At 67.6% G+C, this 17,925-nt stretch carries 19 protein-coding genes; 11 read left to right on the top strand and 8 right to left on the bottom strand.

Annotated elements, in window-relative coordinates:
• The 7 genes from ABZ789_RS10930 to mnhG all read left to right on the top strand — a co-directional run bounded on the left by ABZ789_RS10930 (position 1) and on the right by mnhG (position 7,626).
• Positions 1 to 1,194: a hypothetical protein gene (locus ABZ789_RS10930; protein WP_358423241.1), complete on the top strand. Its 1,194-nt coding sequence runs from the start codon at positions 1 to 3 to the stop codon at positions 1,192 to 1,194.
• Between the two features lie 200 nt (positions 1,195 to 1,394).
• The gene (locus ABZ789_RS10925) at positions 1,395 to 4,232 is read left to right on the top strand and encodes a Na+/H+ antiporter subunit A (protein WP_358423238.1); all 2,838 of its coding nucleotides are present in this window, start codon (positions 1,395 to 1,397) and stop codon (positions 4,230 to 4,232) included.
• On the top strand, positions 4,229 to 4,909 hold the full coding sequence (locus ABZ789_RS10920) for a Na(+)/H(+) antiporter subunit C (protein WP_358423235.1): 681 nt from the start codon (positions 4,229 to 4,231) through the stop codon (positions 4,907 to 4,909). Before ABZ789_RS10925 ends, ABZ789_RS10920 begins: the two co-directional genes overlap by 4 nt.
• The gene (locus ABZ789_RS10915; RefSeq protein ID WP_358423232.1) at positions 4,906 to 6,495 is read left to right on the top strand and encodes a Na+/H+ antiporter subunit D; all 1,590 of its coding nucleotides are present in this window, start codon (positions 4,906 to 4,908) and stop codon (positions 6,493 to 6,495) included. Before ABZ789_RS10920 ends, ABZ789_RS10915 begins: the two co-directional genes overlap by 4 nt.
• Entirely contained in the window at positions 6,495 to 7,043 is a 549-nt protein-coding gene (locus ABZ789_RS10910) for a Na+/H+ antiporter subunit E (RefSeq protein WP_358423883.1), read from the top strand. The genes ABZ789_RS10915 and ABZ789_RS10910 overlap by 1 nt, the downstream gene beginning before the upstream one ends.
• A complete protein-coding gene (locus ABZ789_RS10905) occupies positions 7,040 to 7,300 on the top strand; it encodes a monovalent cation/H+ antiporter complex subunit F (RefSeq protein WP_358423229.1) in 261 nt (86 codons plus the stop codon). The genes ABZ789_RS10910 and ABZ789_RS10905 overlap by 4 nt, the downstream gene beginning before the upstream one ends.
• Complete coding sequence (mnhG, locus tag ABZ789_RS10900) at positions 7,297 to 7,626, top strand: monovalent cation/H(+) antiporter subunit G (protein ID WP_358423226.1); 330 nt, start codon at positions 7,297 to 7,299, stop codon at positions 7,624 to 7,626. The genes ABZ789_RS10905 and mnhG overlap by 4 nt, the downstream gene beginning before the upstream one ends.
• A gap of 30 nt (positions 7,627 to 7,656) precedes the next feature.
• Here the strand turns inward: mnhG and ABZ789_RS10895 are convergent, their stop codons facing one another.
• From ABZ789_RS10895 to ABZ789_RS10880, 4 genes are all read right to left on the bottom strand, one after another.
• Complete coding sequence (locus ABZ789_RS10895; RefSeq protein ID WP_358423223.1) at positions 7,657 to 8,778, bottom strand: glutamate--cysteine ligase; 1,122 nt, start codon at positions 8,776 to 8,778, stop codon at positions 7,657 to 7,659.
• Between the two features lie 116 nt (positions 8,779 to 8,894).
• Positions 8,895 to 9,563: a superoxide dismutase family protein gene (locus tag ABZ789_RS10890; protein WP_358423220.1), complete on the bottom strand. Its 669-nt coding sequence runs from the start codon at positions 9,561 to 9,563 to the stop codon at positions 8,895 to 8,897.
• A gap of 90 nt (positions 9,564 to 9,653) precedes the next feature.
• On the bottom strand, positions 9,654 to 10,274 hold the full coding sequence (locus tag ABZ789_RS10885; RefSeq protein WP_358423217.1) for a LytR C-terminal domain-containing protein: 621 nt from the start codon (positions 10,272 to 10,274) through the stop codon (positions 9,654 to 9,656).
• A 75-nt stretch (positions 10,275 to 10,349) separates the two neighbouring features.
• Positions 10,350 to 10,700 (bottom strand): DUF3263 domain-containing protein, encoded by a 351-nt coding sequence (locus tag ABZ789_RS10880; RefSeq protein WP_358423214.1) that lies wholly within the window; start codon positions 10,698 to 10,700, stop codon positions 10,350 to 10,352.
• Positions 10,701 to 10,833: 133 nt separating this feature from the next.
• Here ABZ789_RS10880 and ABZ789_RS10875 point away from each other — a divergent pair, with 133 nt between their 5' ends.
• From ABZ789_RS10875 to ABZ789_RS10865, 3 genes are read left to right on the top strand one after another with little or no spacing between them, the layout of a single operon-like run.
• Positions 10,834 to 11,433 (top strand): peptide deformylase, encoded by a 600-nt coding sequence (locus ABZ789_RS10875; protein WP_358423211.1) that lies wholly within the window; start codon positions 10,834 to 10,836, stop codon positions 11,431 to 11,433.
• Positions 11,434 to 11,443: 10 nt separating this feature from the next.
• A complete protein-coding gene (locus ABZ789_RS10870; RefSeq protein ID WP_358423208.1) occupies positions 11,444 to 12,409 on the top strand; it encodes a GNAT family N-acetyltransferase in 966 nt (321 codons plus the stop codon).
• 18 nt (positions 12,410 to 12,427) lie between these two features.
• Entirely contained in the window at positions 12,428 to 13,231 is an 804-nt protein-coding gene (locus ABZ789_RS10865; protein ID WP_358423205.1) for an exodeoxyribonuclease III, read from the top strand.
• A 10-nt stretch (positions 13,232 to 13,241) separates the two neighbouring features.
• Here the strand turns inward: ABZ789_RS10865 and ABZ789_RS10860 are convergent, their stop codons facing one another.
• Entirely contained in the window at positions 13,242 to 13,595 is a 354-nt protein-coding gene (locus ABZ789_RS10860) for a GNAT family N-acetyltransferase (RefSeq protein ID WP_358423202.1), read from the bottom strand.
• Between the two features lie 157 nt (positions 13,596 to 13,752).
• Here ABZ789_RS10860 and thiD point away from each other — a divergent pair, with 157 nt between their 5' ends.
• Entirely contained in the window at positions 13,753 to 14,598 is an 846-nt protein-coding gene (gene thiD / locus ABZ789_RS10855; RefSeq protein ID WP_358423199.1) for a bifunctional hydroxymethylpyrimidine kinase/phosphomethylpyrimidine kinase, read from the top strand.
• A gap of 12 nt (positions 14,599 to 14,610) precedes the next feature.
• On the opposite strand, the gene ABZ789_RS10850 is transcribed toward thiD, so the two are convergent.
• The 3 genes from ABZ789_RS10850 to ABZ789_RS10840 form a co-directional block, all read right to left on the bottom strand.
• Entirely contained in the window at positions 14,611 to 16,056 is a 1,446-nt protein-coding gene (locus tag ABZ789_RS10850) for a M20/M25/M40 family metallo-hydrolase (protein WP_358423881.1), read from the bottom strand.
• Between the two features lie 98 nt (positions 16,057 to 16,154).
• Positions 16,155 to 16,934, bottom strand: a complete 780-nt coding sequence (locus ABZ789_RS10845; RefSeq protein WP_358423196.1) for an ABC transporter permease — start codon at positions 16,932 to 16,934, stop codon at positions 16,155 to 16,157.
• Entirely contained in the window at positions 16,934 to 17,863 is a 930-nt protein-coding gene (locus ABZ789_RS10840; protein ID WP_358423193.1) for an ABC transporter ATP-binding protein, read from the bottom strand. The genes ABZ789_RS10845 and ABZ789_RS10840 overlap by 1 nt, the downstream gene beginning before the upstream one ends.
• Positions 17,864 to 17,925: the final 62 nt, after the last annotated feature.

The raw sequence follows: 17,925 nt of genomic DNA, 5'->3' as shown, positions 1-17,925 counted from the left end.
ATGCCCGTCTCCTCGGCGGTCCGGGTCGCCGGGCCCGCAGCCGTCCTCGCGGCCTTCCTCGCGGCGGCCGTCGCCGTGCTCGTCCCGGCCGCAGGTGATTCCGTACTGCCGGACGGCGCCCGCAGCGACGCGGCCCCCGTGATCATCGCTGCTCTGGCCGTCCTCTCGGCGGCCGGACTGCAACGGACCGGTTCCCGGCGCACCGCGTGGATGCTGGCGGCGGGCGCCGTCGTGGTCCTCGGCTCGGTCCGCTATCTCGTGCCCACCGGGATCTCGACCGACAGCCTGACGGTCGTCGGATGGGTGATCGCGGCGACCACCGGTGTACTGCTCGGTGCGGCGACCGCGGGCTCATGGGGTTCGGCGACGGGCCAGTGGGCGCTGATCGCCGGTGGATGGGCGGCCTTCCTCACTGCCGCGGCCGTCGGCTCCGAGGCGCCTGTGGACGAGATGCGCTGGACGGTGCCCCAGTGGGCGATCGCCTTCGCACTGGTCGCGACCGTCGCGGCGGCGTTGACGGTGCCGGCGGGCATGCGCGTGCAGCGGGCCGATCCGCGCTTGCTCGCGATCGTGGTCACCGCCGCGGTGGCGCTCCCCGTCGGTTACCGCCTGCTCGGGGACTTCGTGGGCGTCCGCGCGACAGGCACGGGCGTTCTGACATGGGTGATCGCCGGCGGAGCGCTCGCGGTCGCCGTCGTCGGTGCCGAACTCCTCGCGCGGGTCGTCCCGCCCGGAGACGACAGGTTCGTTCTCACGGTCACGGGTGCGGTGGCCGCGGCGTATCCCGTGCTCGTCGAGTTGTGGTCGGGCATGCAGACGTCGAGCCTCCCGTGGTGGGTGCTGCTCGTCGCGGTGGGTGCGGTGGCCGCCGGGGTCCGGCTCGCCCCGTACACGCCGTACGCGCTCCCCGGCCTGGTGCTCGCAGCCGCGGTGTCGGCAGCCACGGTGTGGTGGCCTGAGGAGATCGGTGAGGGCATCCCCCTGGCGGTACGGGTCGCGCTCGTCGCCCTGGGTACGGGCCTCGCGCTCGGCGCATCGCTACCGGGTTCGGCTTCGGTTGCAGCTCTCGGAATGGCGCTTCCGGTACCCGCGACCGCCGTCGTCGGAGCGGTGTGGATGCTGCCCGTCGACCCGCAGTGGCCCGCTCTCGCACTGTTCACCACAGCTGCAATCTGCGCATGGCAGGTGCGCTAGTAGCGCACTCCGCCCGATTCGCAAGCCTGCGAAGCCAACCGTTAGGATGGAACAATCCGTTTTGCCCGATGACGGCGAGCGGCGTGCATGTCGGGGCGATCCCCGTTTCGTCGGTGTGCCGTGCGCTGTAACGACAGCGGGCCTCACAGCCCGCAGTCAGCTTCACCCCGCCGACTGGCCCGACCCCGACGGAGTGCCTTTTGATCGCCATACTCTTCGCCCACGCGGTTGCCGCCCTATTGGCGCCGCCTCTGGTCAGAGTCATGGGGAGAAACGCATTCCTTCCACTCGCGCTGGTGCCCCTCGCGAGCCTCGGCTGGGTCGTCGCCAATTGGGGAACAGAGCAGCGACTGCAGATCACCTGGGCATCGACGCTGTCGATGAACTTCGATCTCCGTTTCGACACCCTGTCCGCGATCATGTGCGTGCTCGTCCTCGGGATCGGCGCACTGATCCTGCTCTACTGTTCGCGCTACTTCGAGGACGACGAACCCCGCCTGGGGATCTTCGCTGCCGAGATGGTCGCCTTCGCGGGTGCGATGTTCGGCCTGGTCGTCAGCGACAACATGCTGCTGCTCTACACCTTCTGGGAAGTGACGACCGTACTGTCGTTCCTGCTCGTGGGGCATTACGCCGAGCGTGCGTCCAGTCGCCGGGCCGCCACCCAGGCACTCCTCGTGACCACCGCGGGTGGTCTGGCAATGCTGGTCGGCATCATCATCCTCGGGGAACTCGTCGGGAGCTACAACCTCTCCGATGTCGTCGCGGCAGCTCCGGGCGGGTGGCTCGCCGGAGTGGCCGTGGTGCTCGTGCTCATCGGTGCGCTGTCGAAGTCCGCGGTCGTCCCGCTGCACTTCTGGCTGCCCGGTGCGATGGCCGCCCCCACTCCGGTGTCCGGTTATCTTCACGCCGCCGCGATGGTCAAGGCCGGCATCTATCTCGTGGCCCGCCTCGCGCCCGGATTCGCCGACAGCGCCACGTGGCGTCCGATCGTCATCGGTCTCGGTCTCGCGTCGATGATCCTCGCCGGCTGGCGAGCGTTCCGCGCGTTCGACCTCAAACTCATCCTGGCCTTCGGCACCGTGAGCCAGCTCGGTTTCCTCGTCGCCCTCGTGGGCACGGGCAGCCGGGAAGCAGCACTGGCAGGCCTGGCGATGATGATCGCCCACGCCCTGTTCAAGGCATGTCTGTTCATGGTGGTCGGCATCATCGATCACTCGACCGGCACTCGCGACATTCGCAAACTCGCCCATCTCGGTACCGCCGCTCCCTACCTGATGCTGGTCGCGATACTCGCGGCGGCGAGCATGGCGGGCCTGCCGCCGTTCATCGGTTTCGTCGCGAAGGAAGCCGCGCTCGAATCGGCGCTGGTCGCCGACGTGCTGCCCGACTGGGCCCGCATCGCCACCACTGCGGGCATCGTGGTGGGCTCGATCCTCACCCTCGCGTACAGCATCCGGTTCATCTGGGGCGCCTTCGGGCGTAAGCAGCTCAAGCGTCCCAGCCCCGCGGTGCAGAACCTGCACGCTCCCGGACCGCTGCTGCTCACGGCCCCGACCGTTCTCGCTTTCGCCGGTCTCGGTGCGGGCTTCGCGAGCTCGTGGATCGACCACCTCATCGCCCCCTACGCGGACGAACTGCCCACCGCGCTGACGAAGCCCTACCACTTGGCACTGTGGCACGGATTCACGTTGCCACTGGGCCTGACCGTCGTGGTTATCGCGGCCGGTACGGCCTTGTTCCTCGCGCACCGCACCATCGCGCGGCTGCGCTTCGAGCATCCCCCGCTCGGTAACGCCGACCGCATGTACGACGCGACGCTGCAGGGCATGGACACCCTGTCCCTGCGCCTGACCGCCTTCCTGCAGCGCGGTTCGCTGCCACTGACCCAAGCGACGATCCTCATCACCTTGGTGGCGCTCCCGACGGTGCTGATGTTCTATTTCGGGGCGAGTGCGATGCCTGCGACCCGTGCCTGGGACTCGATCTGGCAGCTCGCGGTGGGAGTACTCATGATCGCCGCCGCAATCACAGCAACCGTGCTGCGCAATCGTCTCGGCGGTGTCCTCGTCGTCGGCGTGACGGGTTACGGGCTCGGAGTGCTCTTCGCCTTCCAGGGAGCCCCCGACCTCGCACTCACCCAGTTCCTCGTCGAGACCGTCACCCTGGTGATGTTCGTCCTGGTCCTGCGCAAGCTGCCCGCCGAGACCGACCCCACGGCAGTCATGGGCAGCAAGTTCGCCCGCGCTCTGCTCGGTGTCGCAGTCGGCACGGTCGTGGCCGGACTCGGTGCCTACGCGATCGCCGCACGTACCGTCGACCCGATCTCGCTGCTGCTGCCCGATGCCGCCTATTACGGCGGCGACGGCAAGAACGTCGTCAACGTCCTGCTCGTCGACATCCGTGCCTGGGACACGCTCGGGGAGATCTCGGTGCTGCTCGTCGCCGCGACCGGCGTGGCGAGCCTGGTCTTCCGCACCCGCCGCTTCGGTACCGCTCCGCGCGTCTCCGATGCACCCGCCGCACAGCTCGACGCCGTTTCGGCCAGCAACGAGACGACCTGGCTGCGCGGCGGCGACCTCATCGACCCGCGCTACCGCTCGCGGGTCCTCGAGGTCACCACCCGGCTGGTCTTCCCCACCATGATGATCCTGTCGGTGTACTTCTTCTTCTCCGGTCACAACGCTCCCGGCGGTGGATTCGCGGGCGGTCTCGTCGCGGGTCTCGCGCTCGTCCTGAGGTATCTGGCCGGAGGACGCTACGAGCTGGGAGAGGCGGTTCCCATCGACGCCGGAAAGATCCTCGGCCTCGGCCTGACCTTCGCCGCGGGAACGGCGCTGGTGTCGATGTTCCTCGGTGCCCCGGCGCTGTCGTCGGCGACCATCGAGCTGACACTGCCACTGCTCGGCGACATCAAAGTCGTCACCGCACTGTTCTTCGACCTCGGTGTGTACCTGATCGTGGTCGGCCTGATCCTGGACGTACTGCGCAGCCTCGGTGCGCGCCTCGACGCCGAGACCGTGGGTGAAAGCCGATGACCGCGAACATCACTCTTCTCGCCGTCGTCGGTGTCCTCGTCGCCGCCGGCGTGTACCTGCTGCTCGAGCGGAGCATCATCAAGATGCTGCTGGGCCTGTTGCTTGCCGGCAACGGCATCAACCTGCTGGTTCTCACTCTCGGCGGTCCCTCCGGCCACGCCCCCATCGTCGGGGTGGAGAGCGAACTGAGCGAGGACATGGCCGATCCCCTCGCGCAGGCGATGATCCTCACCGCGATCGTGATCACGATGGGTGTGGCGGCCTTCGTGCTGGCGCTGACCTACCGCTCGTACACCTACCGGGCACGTGACGAGATCGAGAACGACCCCGAGGACACCCTCGTATCGCAGCGGCGCAGCCTCGCCGACCTGCCCTCTCGCGACCGCTCCGACGATCCGCTCACCGGTATACCGAGCAAGAGCGGCGACGCCTTCGACTCGGCGGGCAATCCCATCCCGCTCGATCAGCTCAAGAACATCGAGGATCTCGAAGCGTACGAGGATCTGCACGACGGCGACTTCGACGACCCGACCGACTCGGCCTACAGCGAGCACCACAACGGGCCGGAAGGGATCCACAGCGACAGGGGCAACGGACGCGGCTCGGAGGAACCCGACCCCGACGGCAGTGATCGCACCAGGGACGACGACAAGACCGGGAAGGAGGATCGGCGATGAACCTGAGCCCCGCGAACCTCGTTCCTCTTCCGGTACTCATCCCGCTGCTCGCCGCGGCGATGACGCTGATCGTCGGCCGGCGTCCTCGTGTTCAGCGGTGGATCACCATTGTCGCGCTGGTCGCCTCGCTCGTCGTGTGCGCGGCGTTGCTCTACTACGCCGACGCCGATGGCATTGCCGTCCTCCAGGTCGGCGGGTGGCAGGCGCCGATCGGTATCTCGCTCGTCGTGGACCGATTGTCCGCGCTGATGCTGGTCGTCTCGGCGATCGTGCTGCTGTCGGTGATGCTGTTCGCCGTCGGTCAGGGTATTCACGACGGCAACGACCAGCAGCCCGTCTCGATCTTCCTGCCCACCTACCTCGCGCTCACCGCGGGCGTCAACATCGCCTTCCTCGCCGGTGACCTGTTCAACCTCTTCGTCGGCTTCGAGGTGCTTCTCGCCGCGTCGTTCGTCCTGCTGACGCTCGGCGCGAGCGCCGACCGTGTTCGGGCCGGTGTCTCGTACGTCATGGTCTCGATGGTGTCCTCGCTGGTGTTCCTCGTGGGCATCGCCTTCGCGTACGCCGCGACCGGAACGTTGAACCTCGCCCAGATGGCAGTTCGAATGGACGACATCGCACCGGGCACCCGGGTGGCGATCTTCGGCGTGCTACTCGTGGCGTTCGGTATCAAGGCCGCGGTGTTCCCACTGTCGTCCTGGCTGCCCGACTCCTACCCCACCGCCCCCGCGCCGGTGACGGCCGTCTTCGCCGGTTTGCTGACGAAGGTCGGTGTGTACGCGATCATCCGCGCCCAGACCCTGTTGTTCCCGGGCGGCGAACTCGACGACGTTCTGCTGGTCGCCGGTCTCCTCACGATGATCGTCGGTATCCTCGGCGCGATCGCGCAGAACGACATCAAGCGTCTGCTGTCCTTCACGCTGGTCAGCCACATCGGTTACATGATCTTCGGCATCGCGTTGTCGTCGCAGACCGGCCTGGCCGGCGCCGTCTACTACGTGGGCCATCACATTCTGGTCCAAACCACCTTGTTCCTGGTGGTGGGTCTCATCGAGCGGCAGGCGGGATCTGCTTCGCTGCGCAGACTCGGCAGCCTGGCCGTGATGAGTCCGCTGCTGGCGATCCTGTTCCTCATCCCCGCGCTCAATCTCGGCGGTATCCCGCCGTTCTCCGGGTTCATCGGCAAAGTGGCCCTGCTCCAGGCGGGTGCGCAGAACGGATCCGTGCTGGCCTGGATCCTTGTCGCCGGCGGTGTTCTGACGAGCCTGCTCACGCTGTACGTCGTCGCGCGTGTCTGGACGAAGGCGTTCTGGCGGGCACGGGCCGATGCCCCGGAGGGCGACCTCGCCGACATCGGCCCGTCGGCACTGATCGACGAATCCGCCACCGACATCTCGTTCGAGGAACGCCCGGACGTGGGCAGGATGCCGCCCGCGATGCTTGTACCCACGGTCTGGCTCGTGGCCATCGGCGTCTCGTTGACGGTCTTCGCCGGCCCCCTCCTCGACATCAGCAACCGTGCCGCGGCGAATCTGCTCGACCGCACGGTCTACATCGAGGCCGTGCTCGGGGGTGTGCCGGAATGATGAAACGCGCCAATGTCCTGCGGATGTTCGTCCTCGGGTGGACGACCCTGGTCTGGGTCCTGCTCTGGGGAACCTTCAGCATCGCCAACATCCTCGGGGGCCTGCTCGTCTCGATCATCATCATGTTCGTGTTGCCGCTGCCCCGAGTCCCCGTCGAGGGTCGCGTGCACGTGTGGTCGGCAATGCGCCTCGGTGCGGTGATCTTCGTCGAGACGATCCGCTCGACGATCAACGTGGCCTGGCTCGCGATCCGGCCGGCACCGCCGCCGGTGACGGGTGTCCTGCGCTGCCGGCTCACCATCAAATCCGACCTGGTGCTGACCCTGTGGACGGACATCATGAACAACATCCCGGGCACGATGGTGCTCGAGATCGATCAGGTCCGGCGGATCATGTACGTGCACGTCCTCGATGTGAGTACCGACAAGGCCGTCGCCGACTTCTATCGTTCCGCCCGGATGATCGAACACCTGCTCATCCGGACCTTCGAACGCAAGTCGGAATGGCAGGAAAGTCCCTGGCGCAGCGGAACGGAGGAACGGACGTGACCGTGACACTCGCGATCGCGGGGGCGCTGCTGTTCGCCTCGGCGGTCCTGATCACCTACCGCGTGATCGCCGGCCCCAATTCGCTGGACAGGCTCGTCGGCGTCGACGCGCTCCTCGCGCTCGGGATCTGCGGGATCGCGATCTGGGCGGTGTACACCCGCGACACGTCGGTGTTGCCGGCCACGGTGGCGTTGTCCCTGGTGGGCTTCATCGGTTCGGTGTCCGTGGCTCGATTCCGGGTGCGTGACGAACAGTGACGACGATCCTCGATACCTTCGCCCACATCCTGATCCTCATCGGAGCAGTGATCTCGCTGACCGCCGCGATCGGAGTGGTTCGTTTCCGCGACACACTCTCGCGCATGCATCCCGCCACGAAACCCCAGGTGGTGGGTCTCCTGTTCGTGCTGGGCGGGGCGATCATCGTGCTGCGCAGCTCGATCGACATCTGGATGATGGCGCTGTCGGGCATGTTCATGATTCTCACCGCGCCCGTGATCGCGCATCGCGTCGGACGCATCGCCTACCGGGAACAACTCGGTCGCGACGGTCTGCTCGACGAGGATGCCCCGGGCGGAGCCTGAGACCCGATCAGGCCGGAAGTCCGCGGCGGGTCACGTCCTGAGTTCCTCGACCAGCGAGTCGACGACGGCGACGAGATCCCCACCCGTCCGTTCCGCTATCCGACGCTGGCGCTGATAGGACGCACCCCGAACGGGGATGTCCGCGACCCGCGCGAGTTCGTCGGCGCAGCCGAGTCGCACCGCGGTCGGCATGATCTGCTCGAGAAGGTCGTTCAGGTCATCGGTGACGAGCCGTTCGGTACACACCGGGTCGAGGATGACCTCGGCTTCGAGTCCGTACCGCGCTGCACGCCACTTGTTCTCCTTGACGTGCCACGGCTGCAGCACGGGAAGTTCTTCGCCCCGGTCGAGACATTCGTCGAAGTACACGACCAGAGCGTGCACCAGCGCGACCAGCGCCGACAGTTCGGTCCGGTTGGTCAGGCCGTCGAAGACCCGCACCTCGAGTGTTCCCCATTTCGGGGCGGGACGGATGTCCCAGTGCATTCCTCCCGGGGTACTGATCACGCCGGACTTGAGCTGATCGGCGATGAAACTCTCGTACTGGGCCCAATCGGAGAAGTGGTACGGCAGCCCGGCAGTCGGCAGTTGCTGGAACATCAACGCCCGGTTGCTCGCATATCCCGTGTCGTAACCCGACCAGATCGGGGACGAGGCAGACAACGCGAGCAGATGGGGATATTTGACCAGCATCGCATTGAGGATCGGAACGACCTTCGCCGCCGAGGAGACGCCGACGTGGACGTGCACGCCCCAGATGAGCATCTGGCGGCCCCACCACCGGGTGCGGTCGATCATCTCGTCGTAGTGCGGGGACCTGGTGACGAGCTGGTCGGTCCACTGCGCGAAGGGGTGAGTGCCCGCGCACATCAGGTCGACCCCGTACGGGTCGGCGGCGCGGCGCAGCAGCGAGAGCGACTCGGACAGGTCGTCGACGGCCTCGGCGACGGTGTCGTGCACGTCCGTGACGAGTTCGACGGTGTTGCGCAGGAACTCTTTGGTCAACCGCGGGGTCTGTCCGGCGATGTCGTTCACTTCGTCGAAGACGACGGCCGCGCTGTTGGAGAGATCCCGGGTGGTCTTGTCCACCAGAGCGATCTCCCACTCCACGCCGATGGTGGGGCGGGGTGATCCCGGGAACGCGACAGCCACGACCTGATCCAACCACAGGGCCCCGCAGACGGATGTCCGTCTGCGGGGCCCTGTGGTCGGAATTACGGAAGTATCCGCCCGTTCGGCGAGCCGAACAGCTCGTCACACGGGGGAAGTCACTCGATCACACCGCAGGCGAGGCGCTCACCGAGGTTGTCCTGGTGCACGATGACGGAGGTGCCGTCCTCGCCCTGCAAGTCGTCGAGAGTGAACTGCGAGGTGGTCACGGTCGCGGTGGCCGAACCGTCCTCGTGGACGACGAGGGAGGCCAGGTCGCCGCTCTCGGGCACCGAGGTGTTTCCTCCGGCCTGCAGGTGTGCGCCCGCGGCGAGGAAGGCACCGGGCTCGCCGCCGGCGGGCGCGCTGGACTGCGCCTCGCAACGACCGAACTCGTGGACGTGAACACCGTGGTAGCCGGGCTCGAGCCCCTCGACCTCGATGGTCACCTCGACCTCGCCATCGTTCTCGGCGAACGACACGGTTCCGGCAGAGTTCCCGTCGACCGTGCGCAACTCGGCGGTGAGCGCGGGTGCGGACGCCGCAGCACCACCTGCAGCGCCACCTGCAGCGCCGCCGGTCGTCGACTCGGTTTCACCCTCCGTGCTGTGGTCGTCACCGTGGGCCTCGGATGCGGGCGCGGGCGAGCCGGTCCACACCGGCGGAGTCGTCCCCGGCACGGTGCTCGGCTCCTCGTTGTTCGAGCACGCTGTCAGGCCCACCGCGGCGATCGCGACGATCGGGGCCAGAGCACGCCAGGACATGCGACGGGTGGAACTGGAGGCCATCAAACCGCTCCTTCGAAGTGCCGAAAAGTCACCCGATCATAACCGGGCCCCTCCGGCAACTCCCCGGTGGCGGACCGACACCACCCCTGACTATCGGGAAGTGACGATGACGATCACTCCCGGCGCGGCGTTCTGCAACCCCTCGAAGCGAGGCTGCGCCGACACTCCGAGCGCCTCGGCGACAGCTGTCGCGGTCTGCTGTTCACCCGGGCTTGTCCCGTAGAAAACCGACGTCTGTGCGAGGAGACCCTCGCTGTAGTTGCCGGTCTCGGAGACGGTGAATCCTTCGTCCTCGAGGAAAGTCGCGGTCTGCGCGGCGAGCCCGGCCACCTCGGAGTTGTTCAGCACGCGGACGGGCGCCGCGGTGGCGGCGGCACTGTCCACGACGTCGGCGGTCGTCGTCACGGTCGCCGGCGACAGCTCGGCGGCCGAAGTGGCCGAGGCAGCCGGTCCGGAGGTGGGAGCGCGCCCGGCACCGGTGGCAGGAGAAGCGGCGGACTGTGCACCTGGCGCAGCCGGTGCCGCGGAAGTCGTGGTGGGTGCGGCGGAAGGAGCCGCGTCGTCGTCCGAACCACCGAGTGAGGCAAAGCCCAGACCTGCGAACAGGATTCCCAGGGAGATCAGGACCATCGCGAACGCACGCAGGGGCGGCCCCGAAGATGCGGGCGCGCGGTTGGGGCTCTCGGGGGTTCTGCTCACGACCTCGACCATAGTTGCCCGAGCGCACGCGGTGCTGCCGACCGGCCGCGTGTCGACCCGGCCGGACCCACCGCGAAACGTCTCCGACTAGCGCGTGTCGAAGCCGAGACGACGAGCCGCGCGAGCCTTCTGACGGCTCGCACGCAGCCGACGCAGCCGCTTGACCAGCATCGGATCGGCGGCGAGCGCCTCAGGACGGTCTACCAGAGCGTTGAGCACCTGGTAGTAGCGGGTCGCGGAGAGACCGAAGAGTTCCTTGATGGCGTCCTCCTTGGCACCGGCGTATTTCCACCATTGCCGTTCGAACGCCAGGATGTCGAGATCGCGACGGCTCAGGCCGTTCGCCTCGTCTCCGGCGGGCGCCTGAGCGAGTGCGCCGTCGCCCTGCGGGGACGCGAGATCGGACCGGTCGTTGCCGTGCGCTGTTGCGCCGTCCATTTCCCTCCTCGACTGACTGGAATCACACCGACCACGAAGACCACTTCGTCTCGGCGGAAGTCATTCAACCACGGGGTACGGACACATACCGGTTCGAGAACTCCGCGAGTCGCTCCCATTATCCTGTCTCACCATGGCCATTCTTCCGATCGTCATCGTCGGCGACCCCGTCCTGCACAACCCGACCCGGCCGGTGACGGAGTCACCCGCCGAACTCGCCCAGTTGATCGGCGACATGTTCGAGACGATGGAGGCGGCCAACGGCGTGGGTCTCGCTGCCAACCAGGTCGGTGTCGACAAGAGACTGTTCGTCTACGACTGCCCCGATCGGGACGCGTCCGGCTCGGTGGTCCGACGGCGCGGCGTCGTCGTCAACCCGGTGCTCGAGACCTCGGAGATCCCCGAGACCATGCCCGATCCCGAGGACGACCTCGAGGGCTGCCTCTCCGTGCCGGGTGAGAACTTCCCGACCGGGCGCGCCGACTGGGCGAAGGTCACGGGCACCGACGAGAACGGTGAGCGCGTCGAGATCGAGGGCCACGGATTCTTCGCCCGCATGCTGCAGCACGAGGTCGGGCATCTCGACGGCTTCCTCTACGTCGATGTATTGATCGGACGCAATGCTCGCGCCGCCAAGAAGACGATCAAGCGGGCCGGATGGGGCGTGCCGGGCCTGACCTGGCTGCCGGGGTCGGTGGAGGACCCGTTCGGCCACGACGAAGACGACGACTGACGGATCACCGATGACGACCGACCGATCGGCCGCGCCCGTACCTCTCGGCACCCGAGTGGTGCTGCGTTACCGGCTTCCCGTCGGGTACAGCCATCCGATGACCGACGTCATCGGCGAACTCGTCTCCCTCGAACCGGTGATCGCGGTGCGCACCGCCGACGGACGGGTCGTCCAGGTCTCGCCCGCCTCGGTCGTCGCGCTCAAGGAGATCGCGGCACGCCCCATCCGTGTTTCCGAGATCCGTGCGCTCGAGCATGCGGCCGCGGCGGGGTGGCCCGGGCTGGAACGTGACTGGGTGGACGGCTGGCTCGTGCGGGCAGGGCACGGCTTCACCGGACGCGCCAACTCGGCGACACCGCTGGGTGAACGCGGGACGGTGGCCGATCCGGCCGATCCGGCCGTCCGTGCCCGGCTACGCGACTGGTTCGCAGCGCGCGGGCTGCCCTTGCGGCTGCTCGTGCCCGACCGTCTCGCCCGGATACCGGACGGCTGGCCGACCTCCGATCCGGTGCTCGTCATGGGAGCGGACCTCGCGAACGTACCGCTGCCGCCGGAACCGACGCCGGTCACCGTCACCGCGCAGCCGGACGCCGAGTGGATGTCGGTGTACCGGGGTGGCGACACCCCTGCGGTCGCACCCGAGGTACTCGGCGCCGTGGCCGGGGGAATTCTCGGCTTCGGACGTATCGGGGCCGCCGGGCAGCCACCGCTCGCGATCGGCCGGGCAGCGGTGACCGACGCGCCCGACGGCCGTCGATGGGTGGGACTGTCGGCCGTGGAGGTCGCTTCCGGACACCGTCGCCGCGGACTCGGCACGCTCCTGTGCGGCGCGCTGCTGAAGTGGGCCCGCGATCAGGCTGCCACCCATGCCTACCTGCAGGTCACCGAGGACAACCTGGCGGCCCGGGCGATGTACCGCGAACTGGGCTTCGTCGACCACCACCGCTACCGGTACGCCTCCGAACCGGTCGGCTAGGTCGCCTACAGTGGGCGTGTGCGTCTTGCTACCTGGAATGTGAACTCCGTCCGTGCCCGTACCGACCGCATCCTCGACTGGCTGCAGCGAACCGGTACGGATGTGCTCGCGATGCAGGAAACCAAGTGCAAGGACGAGCAATTCCCGTACGCGCGTTTCGAAGAACTCGGATATCAGGTGGCTCACGTCGGGCTGAGTCAGTGGAACGGTGTGGCCATCGCGTCGCGTGTCGGCCTCGACGAGGTGCAGATCGGATTCGAGGACCAGCCCGGATTCTCGAAGGATCCGGAGGCCGACCCGGCGCTCGAGGCACGAGCGATCGGCGCGACGTGCGCCGGCGTGCGCGTGTGGAGTCTGTACGTCCCCAACGGCCGCGAGCTGAACGACCCGCACTACACCTACAAGCTCGATTGGCTTGCCAAGCTGCGCGCCGACGCGCACGCCTGGGCCACCGCGGCGCCCGAGCAGCCCATCGCACTGGTCGGCGACTGGAACGTCGCCCCCACCGACGACGACGTGTGGGATCCGGCCTTCTTCGAGGGCAAGACGCACACCTCACAGCCCGAGCGTGACGCCTTCCACGCATTCACGGAAGTCGGCTTCACCGATGTGGTGCGTCCGCACGCCCCCGGCCCCGGGGTGTACACCTACTGGGACTACACCCAGCTGCGGTTCCCCAAGAAGCAGGGCATGAGGATCGATTTCGTCCTCGGGTCACCGGCTTTCGCGGCGCGGGTGACCGGCGCGGAGATCGACCGCAACGAGCGTAAGGGCAAGGGCGCGAGCGATCATGCGCCGGTGATCGTCGACCTCGACGTCTAGAGCGGACGGTTCAGCCCTTACGGGCCGGCACCGGGCGCTGCGGCTCGAGCCGAACGACGATGTCGCGGTAGTTCTCGTGCGAGGCGAGATACCGCTGCACATAGGTACACACCGGTCGCACCCGCCAGCCCCGCCGGCGCGCAAGATCGAGAGAACCGCCCACGAGGACGGCCGCGAGGCCACGGTGGCCGAAGTCCTCGACGATCACGGTGTGCATGAAGTCGACGACCGGCGGGTTGGGAGCGGTGACGCGCTCGAAGTCGTAGTAGCCGAGGATTCCTACGAGATCTCCGTTGAGGCGCAACTCGAACCGGTTCTGGTCGGAGTTGTCCGACACTTCGAGGTCCGGCGAACTCGTGTTCATGAGCGCCTCCAAGGGTGATGCCGTAATCGAACTGTGACCTGTGCCACTATAGAACACACATGCACGGACTGCCGTCAACGTTGTCGCATGTCGGGATCGATGGTTGTCGTGGCGCAGGCCGCGCGGTGATCGAGCACCCTCTCGGTAGGGTGTCTGCGTGGAACTTCTGCCCTTGTCGCCCCGAGGCGAGACCCCGGTTCGAGCACTCACCATCGCCGGCACCGACTCCGGCGGTGGAGCCGGCATCCAGGCCGACTCGCGCACGATGGCGATGTGCGGTGTGCACGCATGCGTCGCGGTGGCGGCCGTGACCGTCCAGAACTCCGTAGGAGTTCGAGGGTTCCACGAGATCCCTGCAGCAACTGTGGCCGATCAGGTGCGGTGTGTGGTCGAGGACATCGGTGTCTCGGCGGCGAAGACGGGCATGCTCGCCTCCACCCAGATCATCGAGGCCGTCGCCGAGGTGTGTTGTGAGGTGGGCATCGGCCGCGACCGGCAGGTACCGCTCGTCGTCGACCCGGTGTGCGCGTCGATGCACGGCGACCCGCTGGTGCACTCCGACGCGCTCGATGCGATCCGGGGTGTCCTCGTCCCCCTTGCCACCGTGGTCACACCCAACCTCGATGAGGTACGGCTGATCACGAGCATCGAGGTCGTCGACGACGCCTCGGCCCGTCGCGCCGCCGAAGCTCTCCATGCCCTCGGCGCTCAGTGGGTGATCGTCAAGGGCGGACATCTACGTAGTTCGGAGACGAGCACCGATCTGCTCTTCGACGGCGACCGCTTTCTCGAGTTCAGCACCCCGCGGATCGAAACCGGCAACGATCACGGCGGTGGCGACACACTCGCGGCCGCCATCACCTCGGCCCTCGCAAACGGCAGGTCGGTGCCCGAGGCCGTGGAGTTCGCGAAGGAATGGATCACCAAGTGCCTCGAGTGGTCGTACGATCTCGGCCACGGCCACGGTCCTGTGAATCCGCTGTGGCGCCTGCACGAGAGGTGAGCCCGAGTCCGCTCATTCGGTGAACTCGGCCCGCGCCTGCGCCCGTTGTTCGCCGGTCGGAACCCCATCGGGTCCCACGACCGACAGCGCGTAGACCCCCGTGCCGTAGGCGACGGAGGAGGCCGCCGCCGCGAGCGCGTCGCGATCGATATCGGCCAGAGTGTCCTCGGGAGTGTGGTAGTTCGGATCGAAGGGTTCGTCGGCGGTGCCGCCCCACTCGGCGGCCTGCTCGGCCGTCTTGACGTCCTCGGCACCGGTGAAGACCCCGCCTGCGGGGATACCGAAGGCGACGAACGGGCCGTAATCGGAGCGCCCGTCGAAATCCGTGCCGTCGACGTCGATCCCACGGTCGCCGAAGAACCGCGCGAAGGTCCGTTCGATGCCTGCCGAGCCTTCCGGACCGGGTCCTTCGCCGACCGCATCGGAGTCGTCGCCGTCGAACACCAGATAGCCGGCGTTGGGTGAGCCGAGCATGTCGAAGTTCAGGTAGAGGGCGATGTCGAGGCGTTCGTCGTCGGACAGCGACTCGACGTACCTGCTCGACCCGACCAGCCCGACCTCCTCGGCGCCCCAGAACGCGAACCGCACGGCGTTCGTCGCACCCGGTGCGCTGCCGAGTTGCAGCGCGGTCTCGAGGACGGCGGCCACCCCGGTTCCGTTGTCGTTGATGCCCGGCCCCTCGGGGACGCTGTCGAGGTGCGCGCCGACGACGACCACGTCGTCGGTCGAACCGGTACGGGTCTGGGCGATCACATTGCGCGAACGCTGTTCCTCGGTGCGGGTCTCGAGTGTCATCGTGACGGTGGACGCGGCGGCAAGGCGATCCGCGTCCGTCCCGGCGACGCCGCCCACCGGGATCCGGGGCCGTGCATCGGCACCGAGTCCGGCGGCGGCGAGCGGCCCGTCCTCGTTGTTGGCGACGAGCAACCCGGCCGCTCCCCGGTCGGCGGCAACCTGTTCCTTGACGGCGAAGGTGCACACTCCACGATCGACGACGACCACGGCACCGGCGGCGTCGACGGAGTCGTAATCCGTCGGCTCACAACCAGGGGTCTCGTCGGGAGCGATCCGCACGACGCGCGCGGTGAGTCCGCCCGGCCCGGTCGACGGCGACATGCCGAGTGCACGAACCTCCATCGGCTCGCCGTCGACGGTGAGCTGCTCGTTCTCGACCTCGAACAGCGTGGCGTCGAAGTCCGGTGTCTGCACATCGAATCCGGCACCCCGGAGGGCGCCGGCGATGTAGTCGACGCTCGCGTCGTAACCCGAGGTACCGAGCGCGCGGTTGCCACCGTTCTCGCCGGCGATCCGTTCGAGTTCCGCGAGGTGCCCCGTGACGGCATCGATCTGCACGGAGTCGGCCAGCGCGGACGGATCCAGCGATGGGGGTTGCGCCACCCCTTCGGAACATCCCGAGAGCAGGAGCACCCCGGCGGCGATCAGAGTCGCTCCCCGCATGCCGTACTTCGCCTCCACCCGTGCCATCGTTCGAGAGTACAAAAAAAGCACTGCGCCGCACCGGCAATCCGGGCGGCGCAGTGCGGGCGGTGCGGAGCTCACGCGTCGCGGCGGTCGACCACCACGAGCGAAACAGCGAACACCAGAAGCGAGAAGGCAGCGAAGTACACGATCGATCCCCAAGGACCCCAGTGGAATTCGATTCCCTGACTCATACCGAGGAAGTTGTTCGCGTTCGCGAACGGCAGGAACGGCTGAATCTCGCGCCCCACCGAGCCGAACAGCGCGAACAACGACTCGAGGAGCAGCGGCCACAGCATGAGCAGGGCAATCGTGCCCGCGGACTGCCGCAGCAGTGTGCCGACACCGATCGCGAGGAAGACACACAGCAGCGCGTAGATCGACGTGCCGTAGACCGCACGCCAGGCCGTGTCCCCGCTGAGCACGAGCTCCCGACCGGCATCCGGTCCGGCCAACGTCTTCGCGAGATAGAAGGCTCCGAGCGAGACCACAAGCGTCAGCACGGCTCCGAAAACGCCGATGAGCAGGGCTTTCATCGTCAGCAGCAGAGGACGGTTCGGAGTGGCCTGGAAGGTCGTGCGGATGACCCCGAAGCGGTACTCGCTCGTGACCGACAGGGCGGCGAGGATCATGAGGACCAGCACGCCGAAACCGGTGACGCCGCTGACTGCGGCATCCACGGTGGGATAGAAGCGTCCCATGTCGTCGTCCAATCCCACCGAGGCGCGTGAGACCGATCCGAGAATCGCGGCCAGCCCCAGCCCCAGGGCCACGATCACGACGGTGCACCACAGCGGTGACTGCACCGTCGTGAGCTTGATCCGTTCGGCCCGCAGCGTATCGAGCGCCGTGCTCATCACAGCCCACCCTTCATGACGTCGTCGGCTCCGGAGCCGTGGTACTCGACCTCGCCACCGGTGAGTTTCATGAACGCTTCCTCGAGCGAGGCGTCACGGCCGGTGAGTTCGTGCAGCACGATCGACCGTGCCGCAGCGAGCTCCCCGATCTCCGCCGCCCGGGCTCCCGCGACGTGCAGGGCACCGTCGTCCTCCCGGACGCTGTACCCGCCTTCGGTGAGAGCCGTACGCAGTTGCTCGAGTTGGGGACTGCGCACCACGACGAACGAGTCCGCTGCCCGGTCGACGAACTCCTTCACCGAGGTATCCGCGATGAGCCGTCCGCGACCGATGACGACCAGATGGTCGGCGGTCTGCGCCATCTCCGACAGCAGGTGGCTGGACACGAGCACCGTGCGGCCTTCAGCGGCCAGCGCCTGCATGAAGCGCCGGATCCACATGATGCCCTCGGGGTCGAGACCGTTGACAGGTTCGTCGAACAGCAGCACTCGCGGGTTCCCGAGCAGTGCTGCGGCGAGACCGAGCCGCTGCGACATACCGAGGGAGAAGCCGCCCGCGCGCTTACCTGCGACCTCCGTCAGGCCCACCTGCCGCAGGACCTCGTCCACCCGCGAGGAAGGCAGGCCGTTCGACGCCGCCAACCATGCGAGATGGGAGCGCGCGGACCGATTGGGATGCACCCATTTCGCGTCGAGCAGGGCCCCGACCGTCGTGAGCGGCCGCGTCAGTTGGCGATACGGCTTGCCTTCGATCAATGCGGTTCCCGAGGTCGGCCGGTCCAGCCCCAGGATCATGCGCATCGTGGTGGACTTCCCTGCCCCGTTGGGGCCGAGGAAGCCGGTGACGATGCCGGGGCGAACCGTGAACGTCAGGTCGTCGACCGCGGTCGTGGACCCGAAGGTCTTGGTCAAGCCGGTCACTTCGATCATGCGCCCTACCCTACGTGCGGCCGGGCAGGAGCCGATCCCGCGCCTACCGTCCGACACACCGT

The sequence above is a fragment of the Rhodococcus sp. NPDC047139 genome (genome assembly GCF_040643435.1).
In the GTDB taxonomy this organism is placed as follows: domain Bacteria; phylum Actinomycetota; class Actinomycetes; order Mycobacteriales; family Mycobacteriaceae; genus Rhodococcus.
Note: the sequence above shows the minus strand (reverse complement) of the source record. Positions and strands in the feature narration are given on the sequence as shown.